The organism is Streptomyces sp. NPDC086549, assembly GCF_044746205.1.
GTDB lineage: Bacteria > Actinomycetota > Actinomycetes > Streptomycetales > Streptomycetaceae > Streptomyces.
In genome coordinates, this window is record NZ_JBIVBS010000021.1 from 92,377 (window position 1) to 110,306 (window position 17,930).

A 17,930-nucleotide genomic window follows, 5' to 3' on the forward strand; every position below is an offset into this window, starting at 1 on the left:
GGGCGCTGCAGGTAACGGCTGATGAGGGGGCATTGCGGTGGTGGTCGCCGGGCTTGCGGACGAGAGCCGTTTGGTCTCTCTGTCCCCGGATGACCGGAGCCGGACTTCCCCCTCAGCTGCGTCGCCTGTCCGGCGCGAGCCCCGTCACCTTCTGAGTTCAGGCGATGGTGCTCAGCACCGATCCGAGGAGCGTTTCGTGTGGGGCGGGGTCCGGCCGGAACTGGTCGAGCAGCGGCCGCAGCGCTGTGGGCGGTACGAGCCGGTCGCCGCGGCAGGGGCGCAGCCAGTACGGCCCGGGTGGCTCCGCCGACGTCATGGCGGGCAGCGCGAATCGATGGGGCCGACCGAGGCACGCCGCGTACCGGTACGGCACCCACTGCTCGCTGGTCCCCGGGGGCACGAGCCAGATGAGCCACGACCGCTGCGGGTCCTCGATCACCGGCCCGCACGCGTCCGCCCGCTCGTCACCCGTCTGCTGGATCTCGTCCATCACCTTGATGGCGGCATACGCCTGCGGGCCGCTCGCCGTGACGATGATGTCGAAGAAGCGGCCGCCCAACGGCAGTTGGAGAATCTCCTGCTGCTGGAGCGCCATCAGGCTGCGTACGCGCGAGGCCAGGTCCCCCATGTCGGGGGCGACGAGCGCGGGGTCTGCCCGGAGGCTGGTCGCGGTGAAGCCCGCGGGCCGGGCGGACGGGATCACCCGGTCGCCGTCGACCGGCCGGCGCGGCATCTGCCCCGTGCGGCTCATGCCGCGCCCCAGGTGGTGGGGAGGAACGCCGTCACGGTCTTGCCGACGACGTCACCGGTGGTGGCATCCGTCTTCGGGTCCCACGACAGGGCCCCCTGGTAGTGGCGGACCCACCAGAGCCCAGGCGGAGGGCCCGAGGGGGTGGCGCTCATCGCTTCGTTGAAGTCAGCGAACTCGGGAGTGGCATCGTCTACCTCGATGAGCAGCTCGTCCGTACCGGACAGCACCGTCAGCCTGAGCTCGATCCAACCCTCGCCGGGCCCGAACGGCTTGGCGTGCCGGATAGCGTTGTCCACGAGCTTGTCCGCGACTCGGGCCGCTGCGTCGATGTTTCCGGGCCAGTGGGCAACGGTGAGTCGGGTGCGTACCTGCAGCCGGGCGTTGGGACCGGCGCCCTCGTTCGCCGTGAGCCTGGTCTGCCACTTGAATCGAGGCTTCTCCTCCTGTTGTAAGGGCAGGAGGAGCACGGTGACGCTGACTGGATGTTCGCCAGCTTCGTGGTCGCCGCGCGCACTGGTTTCGCCGGAAGACGGAGTGGTGTCGTGCGTTGGGGGGTTCACGGGGGACTCCCATGGGTTCTCTGCTCGATCGGCACTTTCAGGGAAGTGGGCGGCCGGGAGCGGGTAGGGCCGTCGGTGGTCAACCACAGGGAAAGCGGCTGTCCGGTAACCAGATAACTCCGATGTGTGGGGTGCTGGTTAGGGCGATTGAGCGCTGATCCGGCGGAACGTCCTAGGCCGATTTGACTATTGCTTTGCCTGACAGGCGGGCAGCGTGCCACTACGGTGCGTGCATGGAAGCCACGCGCAATGAGGTTCTTGAGGCGTGGATGGACGAGCATGGCTACAAGTCCAACAGCCTGGCTGAAGCGGTGAACAGGGCCCTTGAGCAGCTCACCGGCAGGGCCGGCGGACTGGACGGCTCCTCCGTCCGGGACTGGAAGGCAGGCCGGGTCAAGTGGCCCAAATCCGCTACCCGCAAGGCACTTGAGACCGTCACCGGCTTACCCGCGACCGCTTTAGGGTTCGTGCCACGGGGCCGGACTCTGTCCACCCCAGCCGCACCGCAGGAGGACCCTGATATGAAGCGCCGCACCCTCGTCGGCGGTATCGCTGCCGCCGCAGCAGCAGCCCCCGGCACCTCAATCCGCCGTATCGGCATGAGCGACGTCGACCGACTACAGCGACGCTTTGCCGAGGTCATCGCCAGCGACCACCGCTATGGCGGCCAGCTCGGTATCGAGCAGCGGGCCGCCACACTCGCCGACGAGGCGCTGAACCTTCAGAACGCTGGCAGCGCCACCCAACGCGTACGCAGCAACCTGTACGCGTGTGCAGCCTCGTTCCGCTCCTCCGCGATGTGGGCGGCGATCGACGGCCGCCGCTACGGCGACGCGAAGGCACACATGCGCGAGGCCCAGGCCCTGGCCGAGATGTCCGGCGACCAGGCGATCAAGTTCCGCATCTGGAGCCACGCGGGCGCCATGTATCGGCACATTGGCCGTCCTGGCGAAGCCTTCGCCGCGAACGATGTCGCACGCAACCTCCACATCACACGCCGCGATCCCATGTTCGCTTCCCTCGGCCTGGCCCGGCAGGCCGCCATCCACGGTGCAGCGCAGGACCGCACCGGCATCCGCCGCACGTTCGACCAGGCACAGGACGCCCTGCAACGCGCTGACCCAGACGACTACCGGCCGGTGTGGCTGCTCGCCTTCTACGACGAGGCCGAGCTGCACTCACTCGCGCTCTCCGCCTACCTCGCCCTCGGCGACCACCCGACCGCCGAGTTCCACGCTCACCGCTGCCTGTCCACCCTGCGGCCCCACATGCGCCGGTCCCACGCCATCACCACCACGCGCCTCGCCCACGCCCAACTCGCTCAGGGTGACCTCGAAGCCGCCACGGTCACCGCCATGCAGGTGCCCACCGACGCCGCTACCCAACACGCCCGCGTCTCCCGCATGCTCCAGGAGTTCGGGGCCGCGCTACGCGCCCGGGCACCGCGCAGCTCCACCACACAGACCTGGACCGAGCACACCCGCGACGCCTGGAAGGCCACCACATGACCACGGCTCCCCCAAGTGAACTCGAACTCCGCACGTTCACCGACCTGATCCCCATCCGCGGCGACGTCATCGACGTCTACGCCGAGGTACGCGCGCCGCTGCTTCATCTGGCGAACTACTCCATCACCGCATTCGGGGAACGGCTGGACCGGCACGGAGCCGAGCCGGGCTTCGCGGTCATCCTCGCGTACGCCGACGGACACCCGGTCGGCTACGCCTACGGCAACCGCATCGAGCACGGTGACCGGTACTGGCAGCGCACCGCCCCGGAACCGGCAGAGGAATACACCAACCGTCCAGCGGTGGCCTTGAAGGAGATCGGCGTACGGGAAGCATGGAGGGGGACCGGGACTGCGCGGCGCATGCATGACGCTTTCCTCGCCGCGCGGGACGAGCCGTACGTGACGCTCATGGTGAACCCCGCGGCCGGCGAAGGAAAGGTCCACCGACTCTACCGGTCGTGGGGCTACCAAGACCTAGGTCAGAGTCAGCCGTCACCCGCCTCGCCGGTCCTCACCGTCATGATTCGCGCTGCCCACTGACATGGGCGGAAGCCGCCTCAACTCCCGCCGGATTCCGTAGTGTCCTGCCGCGCGCGGGCCTGACGTACGGCACCGCGGCGAGAGGGTGCGCTCCCCAACGTCGTGGCAGCGGTCGTAGACGGTGTCCGCGGTTTGGGAGCCAGCTGGCGCTATTGCGTTCGGTGAGCGGGACGCCCCCGCTGGTCGCTCGGTTGCTGCGGCCGGTAGCTCCGGGCAGTCAGAATGATCACGTGGCTGAACGCGTACGGTCCGTGAGATCGATGACGACGACGGGCAGCGGCTGCTGCGGATCGTTCGCCGGGGCACTGGGGCACTGGGGACCTGGCTGCGGGCCCAGATGGTGCTCCTGTCCGCGCAGGGCAGGCCGGTGGGGAAGATCGCCGGGGCGAGGTTCACCAGCAAGGACCGAGTCCGCGACCCGGTCCACAACTTCAACGCCGACGGCTTCGACTCCCTCTGCCCGAAGAACAAGGGCGGCCGGCCGAGGACGTTCACCCTGCCCGAACGGCGCGAGATCAAGAAGATTGCCAAGTCCAAGCCGGCCGAGCAGGGCTTGCCGTTCTCGACCTGGAGCCTGGCCAAGCTGGCCGGCTTCCTGGTCGCCGAGGGGGTGGTCGACGACATCGGCCACGAGGGCCTTCGGGTCCTGCTCCGCGAAGAGGGCGTCTCCTTTCAACGCGTGACGACCTGGAAGACCTCCCGCGAACCTGACCACGCCACCAAGAAGACCCGCGTCGAACACCTCTACGCGATCGCCGACGGCGAGGTCATACCCGAGGAAGGCGAACCCGATGTCGTCTTCTGCCTGGACGAGCTCGGGCCGCTCAACCTCCAGCCCCACCCCGGCCGTCAGTAGGTCGAACGCGGCGGCCGACACAAGCACCGCGACGGCGAACGAAGGCCCCGCCGACGGGCGACCTACACCCGCCTGCACGGGGTCACGCACCTGCGGCCTTGGAAGTACCCCGACTAGCTCAACGGCACTTTCAGGCCGAGCTGATCGAGCACCAAGGTCCATGGCGGGACGCTGACCAGGTTGAACGCGCCGTCGTGCAGTGGGTCGGCTGGTACAGCACCGAGCGCCTGCACTCCGCCCTCGACTACCTCCCGCCCTAGGAGTTCGAGGCCCAGTACTACCGATTCTTGGCCACTGAGAAAACAGCCTGAAAACACGCAAGCTGGCCGCTACGAAACTCGGGACAGCTCAGATCCGAGCCTGGCTGAAGCAAGCGGGCCGGGCTGGCACCTTTGCTGATGCGGCTGCATGAACCGCTCCGTGCCCTGGCGGCTGACTACCGCCGGAGGAGTTCACGCCGAAATTCGGCGGCCTGCGCATCTACGAAGCCGTCGTATTGTTGGCTGAAGACATGCCCAGCTGGTCCTCGATCGCCGTGGCCACCGGATGCCTCTGCGATTCAGGTTTGTGGCTGATGTCCAGTCAATTCGATGAGGTGACGCCTGCCCTGCAAGAGGCAGGTCATTTCCCAGCCGGTCCGTCGACTGAGCATCCCCGTGTATTCGACTCCGCTGGGCGAGTTCGGAGGCGTACAGATGGACCGACGCCTCGACGAGGGAAGCGTAGGCGTCGATGGCCGCGTGGAACCTGAAGCGCGCCGTGACGAGCATGGCAGCGGCCAGTGGCAGGGCGGGCCACCACAGCACGCCGAGCAGCGCGTAGAGCGCTGCCCAGCCGACGAGTAAGGCCGCACGGCCGAGCGCTGCGCGGGCGGCCTCAAGCTGTTGGCGCGGGGCGTCTGGAAGGAGCTGCCAGACGCCCGGCCACACTGTGGCCAGGTTCAGGTCGTAATCGCGTTTGAACCGGAGACCGACACTGTTTATCCGGTCGCCGGCCCAAGTGGGACGCTGCGGCTCTTTCTGAAAGACGCGGGTGTGGTCGCGGACATGGCCGGTTCGCATGGCAGGCGTGGAAGCCCACCGGCCTCGCCGAGGTGGGGTGGGCGAGTGGCCCGGATGCAGGGCCCGTTGGCGATCTGCGTGAACTGCGCAGCCACCGTCACCGCCCGCGCGCCGTCCGCGCGGTGCGCGTTGCGTACCGCCGTGACCAACTGAGGCGCTGATTGCGCGTCGGCGGCCGGGTTGGGCAGTTCGACGTCCGGCGCCGTCGACTGCGCAAGCCGCGCCTGCGCACTCGTCTCGTCGTTCGCGTCGCTGCGCAGCCACGCTCCGATGAACACCTGCGCATAGCCGCCCGGGTCGGTGGCGGATGTCGCGGTGCGCAGGGCGGTGGGCTTGGCCGAGGGGGCTGCCGCGACCGTGGTCGGGGTGGAGGCGACGGCGACGGCGAGGGCGATGGGGCCGGCCGCGATGACGGTCCAGACTGCCACGCGTGAGAGGCGTACGCGGCGGCGCATCGCCTCCAGCCGGGCGCCGGCCGCCATCGGGGCAGCGGTCTCGCTCTGTGAGGCCTGCTTGCCAGGAGGCATGGTCAAACTCCCAGGTCAGAACGGATGTTTCTGACCTCGAGAAGGCCCGTCGACCCCGACCCGACCACCGACCACGAACCCCCGACCACGGTCACGATGGGGACACGAAGTCCGTGGTCGGGGTCATGGTCGGCCCGACCATGACCCCGACCACGGGTCAGCCGCGAGCTGGCGGCAGGCCATCGCGTCCGGCGCATGTTGCCCGGTCCGGCGACCGCTGTGTGATCACGTGCCGCTCGGCCACAGGGCCCGGACACCGATGCGCGGGCGGAAGCCGATCGGGCCAGGACAGACGCTTGCGCAGTGCGTCAGACGGACCTGCGCAAGAGAAGATCAGGAACCCGCGGGCGGACTGCGCAGCCTCCCCGGCACAACTCGACTGCGCAGGATCCTCGACCGGTTGCGCAGTCCGATTGCGCAACGCCCGTCCGGGGCTGCGCAGTCGGCTGCGCAATCGCTGAGCGCCCGGGTTGAAGGTGGTTGGTCGGCCCGACCATGAGCCCGACCACGGCAGCTAGAAGGGTCCGTTGCCGGATCGTGATCGATGGTCGGGGCTCGTGGCCGTCAGCCTGGTCGGGGTCGGCGGGTGAGCTGGCGACATGGAACACGCGCACGCCCGCGCACCCAGGTCCGCCGACCGCCCCACCTCGGCGGGCCCGGTGCGCTGCCTTGGCCACCGCGCGCGGCCCGCTTCGGGGGCGTGGCGGTGAGCCGCTTCGGGGCAGGCGTTCGCCGGGGCGTGATGGCGGCGGACCGGTTCACCCAGATCGCCAACGGGCTGTTCCGGGACAGCCGGCTTTCCTTCAAGGCGAAGGGGATCTTCGGGTACGTCAGCACGCATCGGGACGGCTGGCAGGTCACCCTCGCCCACCTCGTTGCGGTCGGGCCCGACGGGCGGGAGGCGGTCCGTGCCGGCCTGAAGGAACTGGAACGGTACGGCTACCTCATCCGCGAACGCCTGCGGCGCCCCAACGGAACGCTCGGCGAGGTCGTCTACTCGATCACCGACCGCCCTGCCACCCTCGACGTCGCCTTGCTGGAAGCCACGTCCACCCTCGCGATCGAAGACGAACACGACGTCGGCTTCGGGGCGGGGATCCGTCGGGGCGTGATGGCGGCCGATCAGTTCACCCAGATCGCCAACGGGCTCTTCCGCGACACCCGGTTGTCCTTCAAGGCCAAGGGCCTGTTCGGACTGCTCTCCACGCACCGGGACGGCTGGCGGATGACGGTTGCCGACATCGCCCGCTGTGGCCGCGACGGGGACTCAGCCGTCAAGAGCGGGCTGAAGGAGCTGGAGAAGCACGGCTTCCTGGTCCGGGAACGCGAGCGCGGTCCAGACGGCACCCTCGGCGCGGCCGCGTACTTCCTCACCGATCTGCCTGCTCTGCACAGCAGCAGGTCACAACCAGGGTCGGGTTTTCCACCAGTGGATGACCCTACGTTGGCTGATCGGTCCACTAAGAACACCAACAGAAAGAAGACCACTCAGCAGAAGACCAGACCCCTCCGTCCGTGCCGCGGCGACGCGTCGCGAGCACCTGGACGGACGGACCGGCCGGACCCGCCGACGTCCCCGCCGGCCGCGCCCGCGGCGGATGGGATGCACCCGGGGATCCGGCTGCTGCTCGACCTCGGGGCGGCTCGCCCCGAGCTGCTGCTGACCGGGCAGGCGCTGACCGACCAAGGCCGCGTCGTGACCGTGATGCTGGAATCCGGCTGGAGAGCCGAGCAGCTGCGGCACGTCATCGCTGCCCGGCCCCTGCCCCATCCGGTGCGAACCTCGGTCGGCGCGATCATCGCTGCCCGCCTGCGTGCCGCCCAGGCCTACTCGCCGCCCACCCGCGCGGCCGACCACCACGACCAGCCCGTGTGGGACGACCCGCCGCCGCAGCCGGTGACCGGCTCCGCGGCCGCGCGCACGGTGAGCGAGGCCCTGACCTACCGGGCCCTGACCGAATGCGCCGGCTGCGGCGTTCCCGGAACCGCTCCCGGCGAGGACCTCTGCCCGGCCTGCCTCGGCTGGCCGTTCTGCCGCACCTGCCCCGGCCCCACACCCCGGCGCGCCCACCCCGACTGCGACGGCCGCTGCACCACGTGCGCCTCCGCCCTCACCGCCCAACCGGAAGGAATCAGCCCGTGACAGCCACGCTCCACACACCACCCCCGGCAGCGGCCGCGCACCACGAGCGCCCCTTCACCCGCGACCCGGGACGGTGGGAAAGAGAACGCTCCTGTGCCCTGCGGACCGGCCACGTCCGCGACCACACCTGCTCGGCCGCCTGCGAGCTGGTGCTCGTCCACGAGCGCACCCCCTGGGGCTGGCTCGCCTGGACCGTCCCCGGCGACGGCAGCCCGCCCGAGATCCCCCACCGGATCGCGGTCCTCGCTCCAGCCGCCACGCGTACGCAGCGCCTGGCCCTGCGCTGGCTGACCAGGCGCCCCGCCCAGCGCATCGCCCCGGACAGCGTCCCCGGGTCCCTGCGGTTCTCCACCGCGGTCGCCGCGCTCGTCAGTCTGGTCACCGGCCTGGTCGCCATGAGCCACGCAGTCCCCGTCGACGTCGCCCCGGCGATGCTCCTCGCCCCGCTGCTCGCCGAACACCTGCCCGACCGACTGGACATCTGGGCCCGCGAACACGTCCACACCGTCGAAGGCGACGATGCCTGCCGCTACCTGCAGCGCCTCGCCGCCTTGCACGCCTCGCTCGTCCAGGCCGCCGCCGGCAGTGACCGCTACGAACTGCGCCGCTCCGCCGAGATCGGCCACAACCTGCTGTGGGACGCCGCCAGTCTGCTCCAGGCCCGGGACACCCGCGCGGTCTCAGAGGGCCTCATCGCCCGCGAGCGGCTGATGCTGCAACTCGCCCACCAGGTCGCCCAGATCATCGAGCGCACCGCTCACGAGGACGCCACCGCCGCCGAGGACCAGACCCGCGACCTTGGGCGGCCCCTCAGCTTGCACTCACCGAGCGTCCGGCCGTCGACACCTCGCCCCATGACCGCCCCATCACCGCTGAAGGGAACTGTGCTCATGCCCCAGCCCGAGTCCGGCCCGGCCGACCGCACCCCGGATGTCTGTCTCCTCTTCGCGCACGAGCCGTACTACCCCGGCCCTGGAACCCAGGAGATCTGGCTGTCGTACGACTCCGCCTGGACGGCGCTGTAGGCGTCCCGGTTGCCGGAGGGCGGGGGAGTGGTATCGCTCCCACCGGACTGCAGGACCTGGACGTAGTCGACGACCATCGGGTGCCCGGACTCGGTGCCGCCGTCCAGGCCGCCGCCGAGCGCGTCCGGGAAGGCGCCGCCCATCGCCACGTTGAGGATGACGAAGAAACCGTGGCCGGTGGCGTTGGCCCAGGTCGTCGCGTCGACCTGGTTCGCGGTCACCGTGTGGTAGTTGACGCCGTCGACGTAGAAGCGGATCGCCTCGGGGCTCACCGAGCGGTCCCACTCCATCGTGTAGGTGTGGAAGCCGGACTGGCAGGTGGTGTTCGGGCAGGCGACGGAGTTGCCGATGCCGGTGGTCTCGTTGCAGGGGCCGCCGGGGTTGGTGCCGCAGTGCATGGTGGCCCAGACCTTGTTCAGGCCCTGGACGTTCTCCATGACGTCCAGCTCGCCGACGCCCGGCCAGTTCTGGTAGTTGCCGCGGTAGGGGGCGCCCAGCATCCAGAACGCGGGCCAGTAGCCCTCGGCCGCGGTGCCGGTGACGTTCGGCATCTGCAGGCGGGCCTCGACGCGCAGTTTGCCGCCGGCCGGGGGCTGGAAGTCGGTGCGGGTGGTCTCGATGCGGCCCGATGTCCAGTGGCCGGCCGAGTCGCGCACCGGGGTGATGCGGAGGTTGCCGTTGCCGTCGAGCGAGACGTTGTTCGTGCCGGCCGTCGTCGTCTCGACCTCACCGGTGCCCCACTTGGCGGGGCCGCCGGGATACGAAGTCCCGGTGTCGTACTGCCAGTTCGAGGTGTTGACGCCGGTGCCCGCCGAGCCGTTGAAGTCGTCCAGGAAGACCTGTGTCCAGCCCGACGGGGGCGTGGGCGCGGAGGCGTTGGCCGGCAGGGTGGCGGCCGTGGCCACCGCGGCCGCGAGGCCGAACGTGGCGAGGACGGCGACGAGGGCCCGCCGCCGTCTGGGTATGCCGGAGGTTTCACTCATGGGGGTGCCTCTCGGGTACGGGGAGATGCGCGGGTGACCTCCGAGAGCCACTTCTGAGAGCGCTCTCAAAGTGGGCCCAATGCGCTCTCAGCTCCCTGGGTCGTCAAGACTTGAAACAAAGAAACTCCTTGTTTCTCAGTGGAGTTCACCCGGTGAAGCCGCCGTGTGCCGAAGGGGCGGGCAGCAAGGCCCGCCCCCTCTTCAGTACCTGTGGATCACCAGCCGATGCCGAGCGTCAGCCCGGTCGGCGGGTTCGCGTTGCCCAGGATCTGCACCGACGACTGGTCGTTGATGTCGTCGTAGGGGAAGGCATAGGCACGCTTGTCGAGACCGACGGTGTGCAGGAAGGCGGCGTAGTCGTTCTTGATGCCTCCGGTGTAGTAGGCGGACGGGGTGTACCAGGCCGAGGTGTCGAGGGCCACGCCCCGGTTGAACGCGGCGCAGAACTCCGCGCCGAGTTGCTTCTCCGGGTCGCTGCCCGAGGCCAGCGCGCCCGCGCAGGCCACGACGTCCGGGGAGGACGGCTTGGCGAGTGTGTAGGGACCGGCGCCGTTCTTGGTGAAGGTGAGGGTGTTCCCGGAGACCTGTCCCGAGAAGGTCTCACCGAGCCGGGTGAGCTTGAAGGGGTGGGCGGCGTAGTAGGACCAGGTCTGATCGACGTACGCCTGGAGGTAGTTCGCCTGGGAGCCGCCCGCGAGGAAGAGGCTGGAGGAGCGCGGGGCGACGATACGGTACGTGTTCTGCAGCGGCCTGAAGGCCGCGCCCACCGAGGCGGCGTACTGCGACATGACCTGGGCGCGGGTCAGCGTGATGCCCCGCGTGGTGTCGTAGCCGCTGGAGGTCTGCGTCAGCCGCGAGGTCATCGGGAAGCCGAACTGGTCGACCTGCGTGGTGTTGCCGCCGAAGGACACCTGTCCGAAGACGTACGTGTACTCGTACCAGTCGTAGTAGACGTCCGTGTTGGGGTCGTTCGGATTGCGCAGGTCGGGGCCGCCCCAGCCCTGGTCGTCCGGGGACACCGGGATGTACAGCGGGGAGCCGAGGGACACGTAGATCCGTCCGCCGCGGATCGATGTGGGTGAAGGCACCGAGCCGCCCGACTGGGCCAGCGTGAACGACATGTTCGGGTAGTTCACGCCGTTCTTGGTCAGGTGGCCGGGCGCGGTGGCGTCCAGGTGATTGATGTGCGTCATCGTCCCGTCGGACTTCATGTACGACCACTGACCGGGCGTCACCTGGCCGAGCACGGTGACGTAGATCTGTGAGTTCGCGTACGCGCCACGGGTGTTGTTCTGGAACGAGATCGGGAAGCTGCCGCCACCGCCGCCACCGCCGTCACCTCCGCCTCCGCTGCCGACGGTGTAGGTGAAGTGCGGGGTGTCGTAGAGCGGGCCGCTCTTCTCGTACGTGAACCAGTACTCCAGTGTGAAGCCGCCCGGCAGGCCGCTGACGCTCTGCTGCCAGGTGCCCGCGTTGTTCGTCATCCGGAAGTTCTGCTGTCCGGCGGTCGGCGACAGGTAGTGCACATCGACAAGGGATGCGGGTGTGGCCGGCTTGAACCAGATCTGGACCGAGCCGGTGCCGGCCGGGGTGACCCCTTGGGTGTAGTCGGCGGCGGCCCTCGCGGGCGCCGCCCCGGCCAGGCCGAGTGCCAGCACCGTGAGGAGGGCGGTCAGGACGGCCGTCACCAGCCGCCCGGCCCCGGGGCCGAGCGCTCCGGACCTGGCCGGGGAGTGTGTGGTCATCGGTCGACTCCCTTGTCAGTGGCCGAAGTCGAACCAGTTGACGTTCACGAAGTCGGCCGGCTGCCCGCTGGTGAAGGTCAGATAGACGTCGTGCGTTCCGGTGACGGAGCTGATGTTCGCGGGCACCGTCCGCCAGGCCTGCCAGCCGCCGGTGTCGGCCACCGCGAAGCTGCCGATCGGCGCGCTCGTACGGCTGTCGAGGCGCACCTCGACCAGTCCGCTGACACCGCCCGCCGCGCCGCTCGCGACCCGGCCGTAGAACTGCCTGGCCGCCGTGGAACCGAAGTCGACGCCCTTGTACAGCGCGTAGTCGCCGTTCGCGAGCGTGCTGATGTTCTGGCCGCCGCCCGTGTCGGTGGTGGTCTCGGTGCCGACGCCGGCCTGGCCGTCGTACGACTCGGCCTGGATCGCGCTGTACGCGTCACGGTTGCCGGACGGCGGTGGGGTCGTGGGCGGCGGGGTGGTCGGCGGCGGGGTGGTGCCGCCACCGCCGGCCGACCGGAGCACCTGGACGTAGTCGACCACGAGCGGGTGACCAGGGTCGGTGCCGCCGTCGGGCCCGCCACCGAAGGCCGCCGGGAACTCGCCGCCCATCGCGACGTTCAGGATGATGAAGTAGCCGTGGTTCGTGGCGTTGGCCCAGGTCGTCGCGTCGACCTGATTCTGCCTGACCGTGTGGAAGTTGACGCCGTCGAGGTAGAAGCGCATCTCCTCGGGGCTGGTCGACCTGTCCCACTCGACGGCGTAGGTGTGGAAGCCGCCCTGGCAGGTCGTGCCCGCGCAGGCCTTCTGGCCGCCGATGCCGGACTTCTCGTTGCAGGGGCCGCCCGGGCTGGTGCCGCAGTGCATCGTGGCCCACTCGTTGTTGATGCCCTGGACGTTCTCCATGATGTCCAGTTCGCCCACGCCGGGCCAGTTCCACCAGTTGCCGCGGTAGGGGGCGCCCAGCATCCAGAAGGCCGGCCAGTAACCCTTGGCGGCGGCGCCGGTCACGTTCGGCATCTGGAGGCGGGCCTCGACGCGCAGCTTGCTGCCGGCGGGCGGCTGGAAGTCGGAGCGGTTCGTCTCGACACGGCCGGACGTCCAGTTGCCCGCGGTGTCGCGCCGTGGGGTGATCCTGAGGTTTCCGGCGCCGTCGAGCGAGACGTTGCTGGTGCTGGAGGTCATCGTCTCGACCTCCCCGGTGCCGAAGCCGGCGGGCCCGCCGGGGTAGCTCGTGCCCGTCGTGTACTGCCAGTTGGCCGTGTTGATGCCCGATCCGGCGGGCCCGTTGAAGTCGTCGAGGAAGACCTGGGACCAGCCGGACGGTGGGGTGGGGGCGGACGCGTCCGCGGGGAGGGCGGCGGCCGTGGCGACGGCTGCGGCCAGGCCGAGTGTGCAGAGCACGGCGACGAGCGCCCGCCCGAGGGGGCGCCGTGTGGGTATGCCGGAGGTTGCGCTCATGGGGAGGCCTCTCGGGTACGGAGGGATGTGCGCGGGTGCTCTTGAGAGCGCTCTCAAGGTGCGGTCACTGTGCTCTCGCACCCTCCGACCGTCAAGAGTTAAAACAAAGAAAGTCCTTCCGGCGCAGGGGAGTTCACCCGGTGAAGGCGTGGACGGGCTAGAGCGCGCTGCCGTCCTTCCAGTCCGCCCAGGACAGGTTCCAGCCGTTCAGGCCGTTCGACGGCTCCACGGTCCTCTCGCCCGAGTTCTTCACGATCACCACGTCGCCGAGCATCGAGCTTTCGTAGAACCTGTAGCCCGCCACGGAGCTGTCGTTCGCGCCCTTGGCGTCGTGCAGGCCGACGCAGCCGTGGCTGGTGTTCTCGTGTCCGACACCGTGGTGGCCGCAGACTCGCTGCTCCACCCGCAGGTGCGCCAGCCCGACGGTGCCCGCATCCACGACCTCCTCACCCAAGGAAGGCAGCCGGGCGAGATCATCCCGCTGGCCACCCTCACCCACGAACTGAACGGCGGCGCCGACTGGCCGACTGTCGGCGACTGGGAGAGCGTCACCACCCACCTGCTGCAGCTCGTCCGCTCCGGGGACTGCGACGCCCTCAGCCTCGGCCTGCCCGAGATCGCGCGCGCCCTCGTCTGCACGGGGCCCCACAGCCACGCCCGCGCCTATGACGCCGCGGCCGACGACTTCGTTGTCTACGGCTCTTCGGAGCGCGCCGCGGTCCTGGACGAAGTCGGCATGTACCTCACCGGCATTGCGACCGAGCAGCCCTTCTGGCCGGGGGACAGCCTCCTGCCCCCGCTGGTGGGGCGGCGCGCCTGAGGGCGATGAGCCCGGCCGCAGCGATGGGAGCGGACCATGTTCGGATACGAATCGCGCGCCGTCTGGGCAGAACTGCGGCGCATGCTGCATCGGCTCGTCCACCGCCGTGAGGGCGGCCCGCCTGATTCGAAAATCCCCCGTCCCGTGTCCGTAGCCGCTGGTCAGGCTCCTTCTGCTTGGAGGGTCACTTGGTAGCCGAGTTGGTTGAGTTGGCTCACCAGACGTCGGGTCTGCCTGGCTCGGCCGGTGCGTTCGATGAAGTACTGGCCGCCGAGGTCGGCGTATTCGGTGTCGCGGGTGAACATGTGCCAGACGGCGGTGAGGACCGAGTGCTCCAGGGCGACCAGGGCTCTCTTCTTGCCGCGGCGGGCGACGATGCGCCGGTAGCGGGCGGCGAGGTAGGTGTCCTTGGTGCGCGAGGCGGAGACGGCGGCTTGGCCAAGGGCTGCCTTGAGCCAGGGGTCGCCGTGCCGGGTCTTGCCGCTGCCCTGCCGGCCGCCAGAGTGGTGGTTGCCGGGGCTGACGCCGGCCCAGGAGGCCAGGTCGGCCGCGCTGGGGAACCGGGCGATGTCGTCGCCGATCTCCGCGAGGATCACCTGCGCGGCACGCAGGAATCGGCATCCACGCGCGCCGCCTACGCTGCCGAACTCTCCCGCCGGAAGGCAGACCGGGGCTCGTACCGGTGAGCTCGCGCATCTTCCGCACCATCGGTCCGGCCGACGGCGGGCTGCGGCCCCTACGAGACCCGGCGGAGGCTGTGGACGAGGACGACGCGGCGGAAGCGGACTGAGTGTCAGGATCCGGCCAGGGCGCTGATCAGCGTGCGGGTCCGGCCACCCCTCTCGATGGCCTGATGTGACAGATCCTGGTCATTGCAGCCATGTCCGGCCGGGCGGATGATCAGGGCATGCCCCAACCCCACCGCGTCGTGATCGTCGCCTTCCCCGGCATCGAGCTGCTGGACGCCACCGGCCCCGCCGAGGTGTTCTCCGTCGCCTCCCGGGTCGCCGGGGCCGACCGGCCCGGCTACCTCGTGCGGATCGCGACGGCCGACGGCGGGCCGGTGACCACCTCCAGCGGCGTCCGGCTGATGGCCGACCTGGCCCTCGACGACGTGACCGGCCCGATCGACACCCTGCTGGTGTCGGGGGCGATCGAGCTCGTCGACGGCGGCGTGGAGCCCGTGATCGACCACGAGGTCACCCACTGGCTGCGTCGCGCTGCACCCCGGGCCCGGCGGATCGGATCGATCTGCGCGGGAGCACACCTGCTGGCCGCCGCCGGGCTGCTCGACTGCCGCCCGGCCACCACACACTGGCTCACCGCTGACCGGTTGGCCGCCGAACACCCCAGCGTCCGGGTCGACCCCGATCCGATCTTCATCCGGGACGGGCAGGTGTGGACCTGCGCCGGCGTCACCTCCGGGATGGACATGGCGCTGGCCATGGTCGCCGAGGACCATGGCCAGGACCTCGCGCTCGCGACGGCCCGGATGATGGTGATGTACGTCAAACGCTCCGGCGGGCAGAGCCAGTTCAGCGTGCCTCTGTCCGTTCAGAGCTCCGAGGATGACCGGATCGACGAGCTGCGCAGGTGGATCGCCGAACACCTCACCGAGGACCTCTCCCTCGAAGTCCTCGCGGCCCGGACACACCTGAGCGTGCGCCATTTCACCCGGCTGTTCCACCAGCGCACCTCCACGACACCGGCCGCCTACGTGGAGGCGGCCAGGCTGGAGGCGGCCCGGCGACTGCTGGAGGACAGCGACCGGAGCCTGCCCGAGGTCTCCACCGCCAGCGGCCTCGGCTCCGTGGAGACGCTGCACCGCGTATTCAGGCGGCGGCTTGGCACCACCCCGGCCGAGTACCGCCGCCGCTTCTGACCCACCCCACCCACACCACCTGCCGGAATCACCGGCCGAGCTTCGCCATGCCCGCACAGGGTGGCATCGACCAGCACACTCCGGAGGAAAGCCATGTCCAGCACGAAGGTCGTCCCGATCCCGGTCATGGGCCGGCACAACATCAACGCCTACCTCTTGCTCGGCCGCCGGCCCGTCATCGTCGATGCCGGAACCCCCGGCAGCGGCCAGAAGATCCTCGACCAGGTCACCGCTCGCGGCGTCGACCCCGCCGACATCTCGCTGATCGTCATCACCCACGGCCACATCGACCACTTCGGCTCCGCCGCCGAACTGCACCGGCTCACCGGCGCGCCCGTCGCCGGGCACGTCGCCGACCTCGGGCCGTACTGCTCCGGCCGGGTCCGTGAACCGTACCTGCCCACCGGCCCGATGGGCCGCCTCATGGCCCGCAACAAGAAGCTCCACGTCCAGGCCGAACCCTTCGAACCTGCCGTGCTGATCCGCGGCGAGTCGAGCCTGGAGGACTTCGGGCTTGCGGCGCGCATCATGCCCACCCCCGGCCACACTGCCGGATCGGTCTCCGTCCTCACTGACGACGGAGACCTCGTCGCCGGCGACCTGATCGCAGGGTCGTTCATGGGCCTGGTCCCCGGCAAGCCCGCCAACCCGCCCTTCCACGACGACCCCCGGCAGAATCTCGCCAGCCTTCGCCGGATGCTCGCCCTCAACCCCACCGCCCTCCACGTCGGCCACGGCACCCCGCTCGACGCCGACCGGGTACGGCAGTGGGCCGACAGGGAACGCGACCGCCTCGCACGACTCGACGCCGCCGGGCGTCTCACCACGCGAAATGAGTGACGCACCATGTCCGCAGCCCGGCAGCGGGACGGCCCCTGGCGCCGACCGGCAACGGCCTGCCGGCTTGGCGGCAGCGGTGTCCGGGGCCGGCCCGCCCCACCCGGCGTGCCGGTGACGCCGGTGAACCTGCCCGAGCGGCCCGAGGCCGGCAGGCGCGTCAGCCGACCGTCGGCAGGTCCTGCAGAGCCAGGTGCGGCGGCATGCCGGACTGGGCATCGGCCGCGGCTGCGTTCTCGCGAGTCCGGGTTTCGTCGCCCCGGTAGGACGGATAGTCGGTGTAGCCGGCCTCCCCGCCGCCGTAGAACGTGGTCGGGTCGGCTGCGGCCAGAGGCAGGTTGTCCCGGTAGCGGCGGACCAGGTCCGGGTTGGCCACGAACGGCGTGCCGAAGGCGACCAGGTCGGCGTCCCCGGCGTCCACCGTCGCCTGGGCGCGCGCGAGGTCGTAGCCGTTGTTGGCGATGAACGCTCCGGTGAACCTTGTCCGCAGCGCGCGGTAGTCGACGGAAGCGGTCTTCGTCGCCATGTTGCCTTCCAGGACGTGCGCGTACGCCAGGCCTCGGGCACTCAGCTGCCCCAGGGTGTATTCGAAGTGGCCCTGCGGGTCGGAGTCCGACATCGAGTTGAAGCCGTTCTCCGGCGTCAGGCGCACGCCTGGCTGCCGGCGCCACCGACCAGCAGCTGCGGGCGATCCTCGCCGAGGGCCTGGGGGAGATGTACTTCCGCGACCGCGGCCGCCGCGCGCACGGCCTGGAGGTCGAGTTCACCGACATCGAAGAACTGGAGATCGAGCTGTAGATCGGTCGTGCGAGATGGGCTGGCTCCGCGGTCGATCTGGGCGGGGGTGCCGGTGCGGTGGTCGGGAAACCGGAATACCCCCGCGTCGGCGGGGAGGACCCGAGCTTCTCGTTCGGCACCCTGGGCGCCCACGGAACACCCCCGCGTCGGCGGGGAGGACGCCTTCGCCTCCAGCACGATCCGCGCGGCCGACGGAACACCCCCGCGTCGGCGGGGAGGACGGCCCCGCCGGACCCCGATCGCCCGTGTCGCCCGGAACACCCCCGCGTCGGCGGGGAGGACAAGGACATGAGCGGACACGGACGGGTCACGATCGGAACACCCCCGCGTCGGCGGGGAGGACTGTGACGTGGCCGCGGTCGCCGGAGGCATTGCCGGATCACCCCCGCGTCGGCGGGGAGGACGTGGGCACCGCGGGTGACATCAACCTCGTCGACGGAACACCCCCG

General features: G+C 70.1%; 15 protein-coding genes, 3 pseudogenes and 1 CRISPR repeat array (1 of these 19 running past the window's edge). Of the genes and pseudogenes, 9 read left to right on the plus strand and 9 right to left on the minus strand.

The features are described 5' to 3' along the window. Positions 1-157: 157 nt before the first annotated feature. Positions 158-751 (minus strand): hypothetical protein, encoded by a 594-nt coding sequence (locus ACIPSA_RS43075; RefSeq protein ID WP_402645515.1) that lies wholly within the window; start codon positions 749-751, stop codon positions 158-160. Then, positions 748-1,218: a hypothetical protein gene (locus ACIPSA_RS43080; protein ID WP_402645517.1), complete on the minus strand. Its 471-nt coding sequence runs from the start codon at positions 1,216-1,218 to the stop codon at positions 748-750. Before ACIPSA_RS43080 ends, ACIPSA_RS43075 begins: the two co-directional genes overlap by 4 nt. A 326-nt stretch (positions 1,219-1,544) precedes the next feature. Between ACIPSA_RS43080 and ACIPSA_RS43085 the strand changes: the two genes are divergently transcribed. The 4 genes and pseudogenes from ACIPSA_RS43085 to ACIPSA_RS43100 all read left to right on the plus strand — a co-directional run bounded on the left by ACIPSA_RS43085 (position 1,545) and on the right by ACIPSA_RS43100 (position 4,477). Further along, positions 1,545-2,819, plus strand: a complete 1,275-nt coding sequence (locus ACIPSA_RS43085; RefSeq protein WP_402645520.1) for an XRE family transcriptional regulator — start codon at positions 1,545-1,547, stop codon at positions 2,817-2,819. Further along, a complete protein-coding gene (locus ACIPSA_RS43090; RefSeq protein ID WP_402645522.1) occupies positions 2,816-3,361 on the plus strand; it encodes a GNAT family N-acetyltransferase in 546 nt (181 codons plus the stop codon). Before ACIPSA_RS43085 ends, ACIPSA_RS43090 begins: the two co-directional genes overlap by 4 nt. Positions 3,362-3,641: 280 nt before the next feature. Next, positions 3,642-4,310, plus strand: a pseudogene (locus tag ACIPSA_RS43095) (helix-turn-helix domain-containing protein); the annotation flags it as partial. 5 nt (positions 4,311-4,315) lie between these two features. Beyond that, entirely contained in the window at positions 4,316-4,477 is a 162-nt protein-coding gene (locus ACIPSA_RS43100; RefSeq protein WP_402645525.1) for an integrase core domain-containing protein, read from the plus strand. Between the two features lie 719 nt (positions 4,478-5,196). On the opposite strand, the gene ACIPSA_RS43105 is transcribed toward ACIPSA_RS43100, so the two are convergent. Next, positions 5,197-5,805, minus strand: a complete 609-nt coding sequence (locus tag ACIPSA_RS43105) for a hypothetical protein (protein ID WP_402645528.1) — start codon at positions 5,803-5,805, stop codon at positions 5,197-5,199. Between the two features lie 706 nt (positions 5,806-6,511). Here ACIPSA_RS43105 and ACIPSA_RS43110 point away from each other — a divergent pair. Both ACIPSA_RS43110 and ACIPSA_RS43115 read left to right on the plus strand, forming a co-directional pair. Beyond that, entirely contained in the window at positions 6,512-7,948 is a 1,437-nt protein-coding gene (locus tag ACIPSA_RS43110) for a hypothetical protein (RefSeq protein ID WP_402645530.1), read from the plus strand. After that, a complete protein-coding gene (locus tag ACIPSA_RS43115) occupies positions 7,945-8,973 on the plus strand; it encodes a hypothetical protein (protein ID WP_402645533.1) in 1,029 nt (342 codons plus the stop codon). The genes ACIPSA_RS43110 and ACIPSA_RS43115 overlap by 4 nt, the downstream gene beginning before the upstream one ends. Here ACIPSA_RS43115 and ACIPSA_RS43120 read toward each other — a convergent pair. From ACIPSA_RS43120 to ACIPSA_RS43135, 4 genes and pseudogenes are all read right to left on the minus strand, one after another. Continuing rightward, positions 8,937-9,956, minus strand: a pseudogene (locus ACIPSA_RS43120) (glycoside hydrolase family 16 protein); the annotation flags it as partial. The gene ACIPSA_RS43115 and the pseudogene ACIPSA_RS43120 overlap by 37 nt on opposite strands. Before the next feature lie 215 nt (positions 9,957-10,171). After that, positions 10,172-11,701, minus strand: coding sequence for a glycoside hydrolase family 64 protein (locus ACIPSA_RS43125; protein ID WP_402645534.1), 1,530 nt, complete (start codon positions 11,699-11,701; stop codon positions 10,172-10,174). Positions 11,702-11,716: 15 nt separating this feature from the next. Further along, entirely contained in the window at positions 11,717-13,144 is a 1,428-nt protein-coding gene (locus ACIPSA_RS43130) for a glycoside hydrolase family 16 protein (RefSeq protein ID WP_402645537.1), read from the minus strand. Between the two features lie 157 nt (positions 13,145-13,301). Beyond that, positions 13,302-13,514, minus strand: a pseudogene (locus ACIPSA_RS43135) (hypothetical protein); the annotation flags it as partial. Between the two features lie 39 nt (positions 13,515-13,553). On the opposite strand from ACIPSA_RS43135, the gene ACIPSA_RS43140 reads away from it, so the two are divergent. After that, entirely contained in the window at positions 13,554-13,964 is a 411-nt protein-coding gene (locus tag ACIPSA_RS43140) for a hypothetical protein (RefSeq protein WP_402645540.1), read from the plus strand. Between the two features lie 161 nt (positions 13,965-14,125). Here the strand turns inward: ACIPSA_RS43140 and ACIPSA_RS43145 are convergent, their stop codons facing one another. Beyond that, a complete protein-coding gene (locus tag ACIPSA_RS43145) occupies positions 14,126-14,560 on the minus strand; it encodes a transposase (protein WP_402645542.1) in 435 nt (144 codons plus the stop codon). 311 nt (positions 14,561-14,871) lie between these two features. Here ACIPSA_RS43145 and ACIPSA_RS43150 point away from each other — a divergent pair, with 311 nt between their 5' ends. Together ACIPSA_RS43150 and ACIPSA_RS43155 are read left to right on the plus strand one after the other, a co-directional pair. Then, positions 14,872-15,846 carry a GlxA family transcriptional regulator gene (locus ACIPSA_RS43150; protein ID WP_402645544.1) on the plus strand — a complete coding sequence of 325 codons (975 nt, stop codon included), beginning with the start codon at positions 14,872-14,874 and terminating at the stop codon, positions 15,844-15,846. A 93-nt stretch (positions 15,847-15,939) separates the two neighbouring features. Continuing rightward, on the plus strand, positions 15,940-16,686 hold the full coding sequence (locus tag ACIPSA_RS43155) for an MBL fold metallo-hydrolase (protein WP_402645546.1): 747 nt from the start codon (positions 15,940-15,942) through the stop codon (positions 16,684-16,686). A 157-nt stretch (positions 16,687-16,843) separates the two neighbouring features. Here the strand turns inward: ACIPSA_RS43155 and ACIPSA_RS43160 are convergent, their stop codons facing one another. Beyond that, a complete protein-coding gene (locus ACIPSA_RS43160) occupies positions 16,844-17,335 on the minus strand; it encodes a hypothetical protein (protein WP_402645548.1) in 492 nt (163 codons plus the stop codon). Between the two features lie 216 nt (positions 17,336-17,551). Beyond that, a CRISPR array of direct repeats spans positions 17,552-17,930; the repeat unit is 29 nt; unit sequence CGGAACACCCCCGCGTCGGCGGGGAGGAC; it runs 564 nt beyond the window's last position.

What these genes read in the sequence shown, in the direction of transcription:
- ACIPSA_RS43150 (WP_402645544.1), top strand. Translation starts at nt 14,872, where the DNA reads ATGCCCCAACCCCACCGCGTCGTGATCGTCGCCTTCCCCGGCATCGAG.
- ACIPSA_RS43090 (WP_402645522.1), top strand. Translation starts at nt 2,816, where the DNA reads ATGACCACGGCTCCCCCAAGTGAACTCGAACTCCGCACGTTCACCGAC.
- ACIPSA_RS43155 (WP_402645546.1), top strand. Translation starts at nt 15,940, where the DNA reads ATGTCCAGCACGAAGGTCGTCCCGATCCCGGTCATGGGCCGGCACAAC.
- ACIPSA_RS43125 (WP_402645534.1), bottom strand. Translation starts at nt 11,701, where the DNA reads ATGACCACACACTCCCCGGCCAGGTCCGGAGCGCTCGGCCCCGGGGCC.
- ACIPSA_RS43075 (WP_402645515.1), bottom strand. Translation starts at nt 751, where the DNA reads ATGAGCCGCACGGGGCAGATGCCGCGCCGGCCGGTCGACGGCGACCGG.
- ACIPSA_RS43105 (WP_402645528.1), bottom strand. Translation starts at nt 5,805, where the DNA reads ATGCCTCCTGGCAAGCAGGCCTCACAGAGCGAGACCGCTGCCCCGATG.
- ACIPSA_RS43085 (WP_402645520.1), top strand. Translation starts at nt 1,545, where the DNA reads ATGGAAGCCACGCGCAATGAGGTTCTTGAGGCGTGGATGGACGAGCAT.
- ACIPSA_RS43130 (WP_402645537.1), bottom strand. Translation starts at nt 13,144, where the DNA reads ATGAGCGCAACCTCCGGCATACCCACACGGCGCCCCCTCGGGCGGGCG.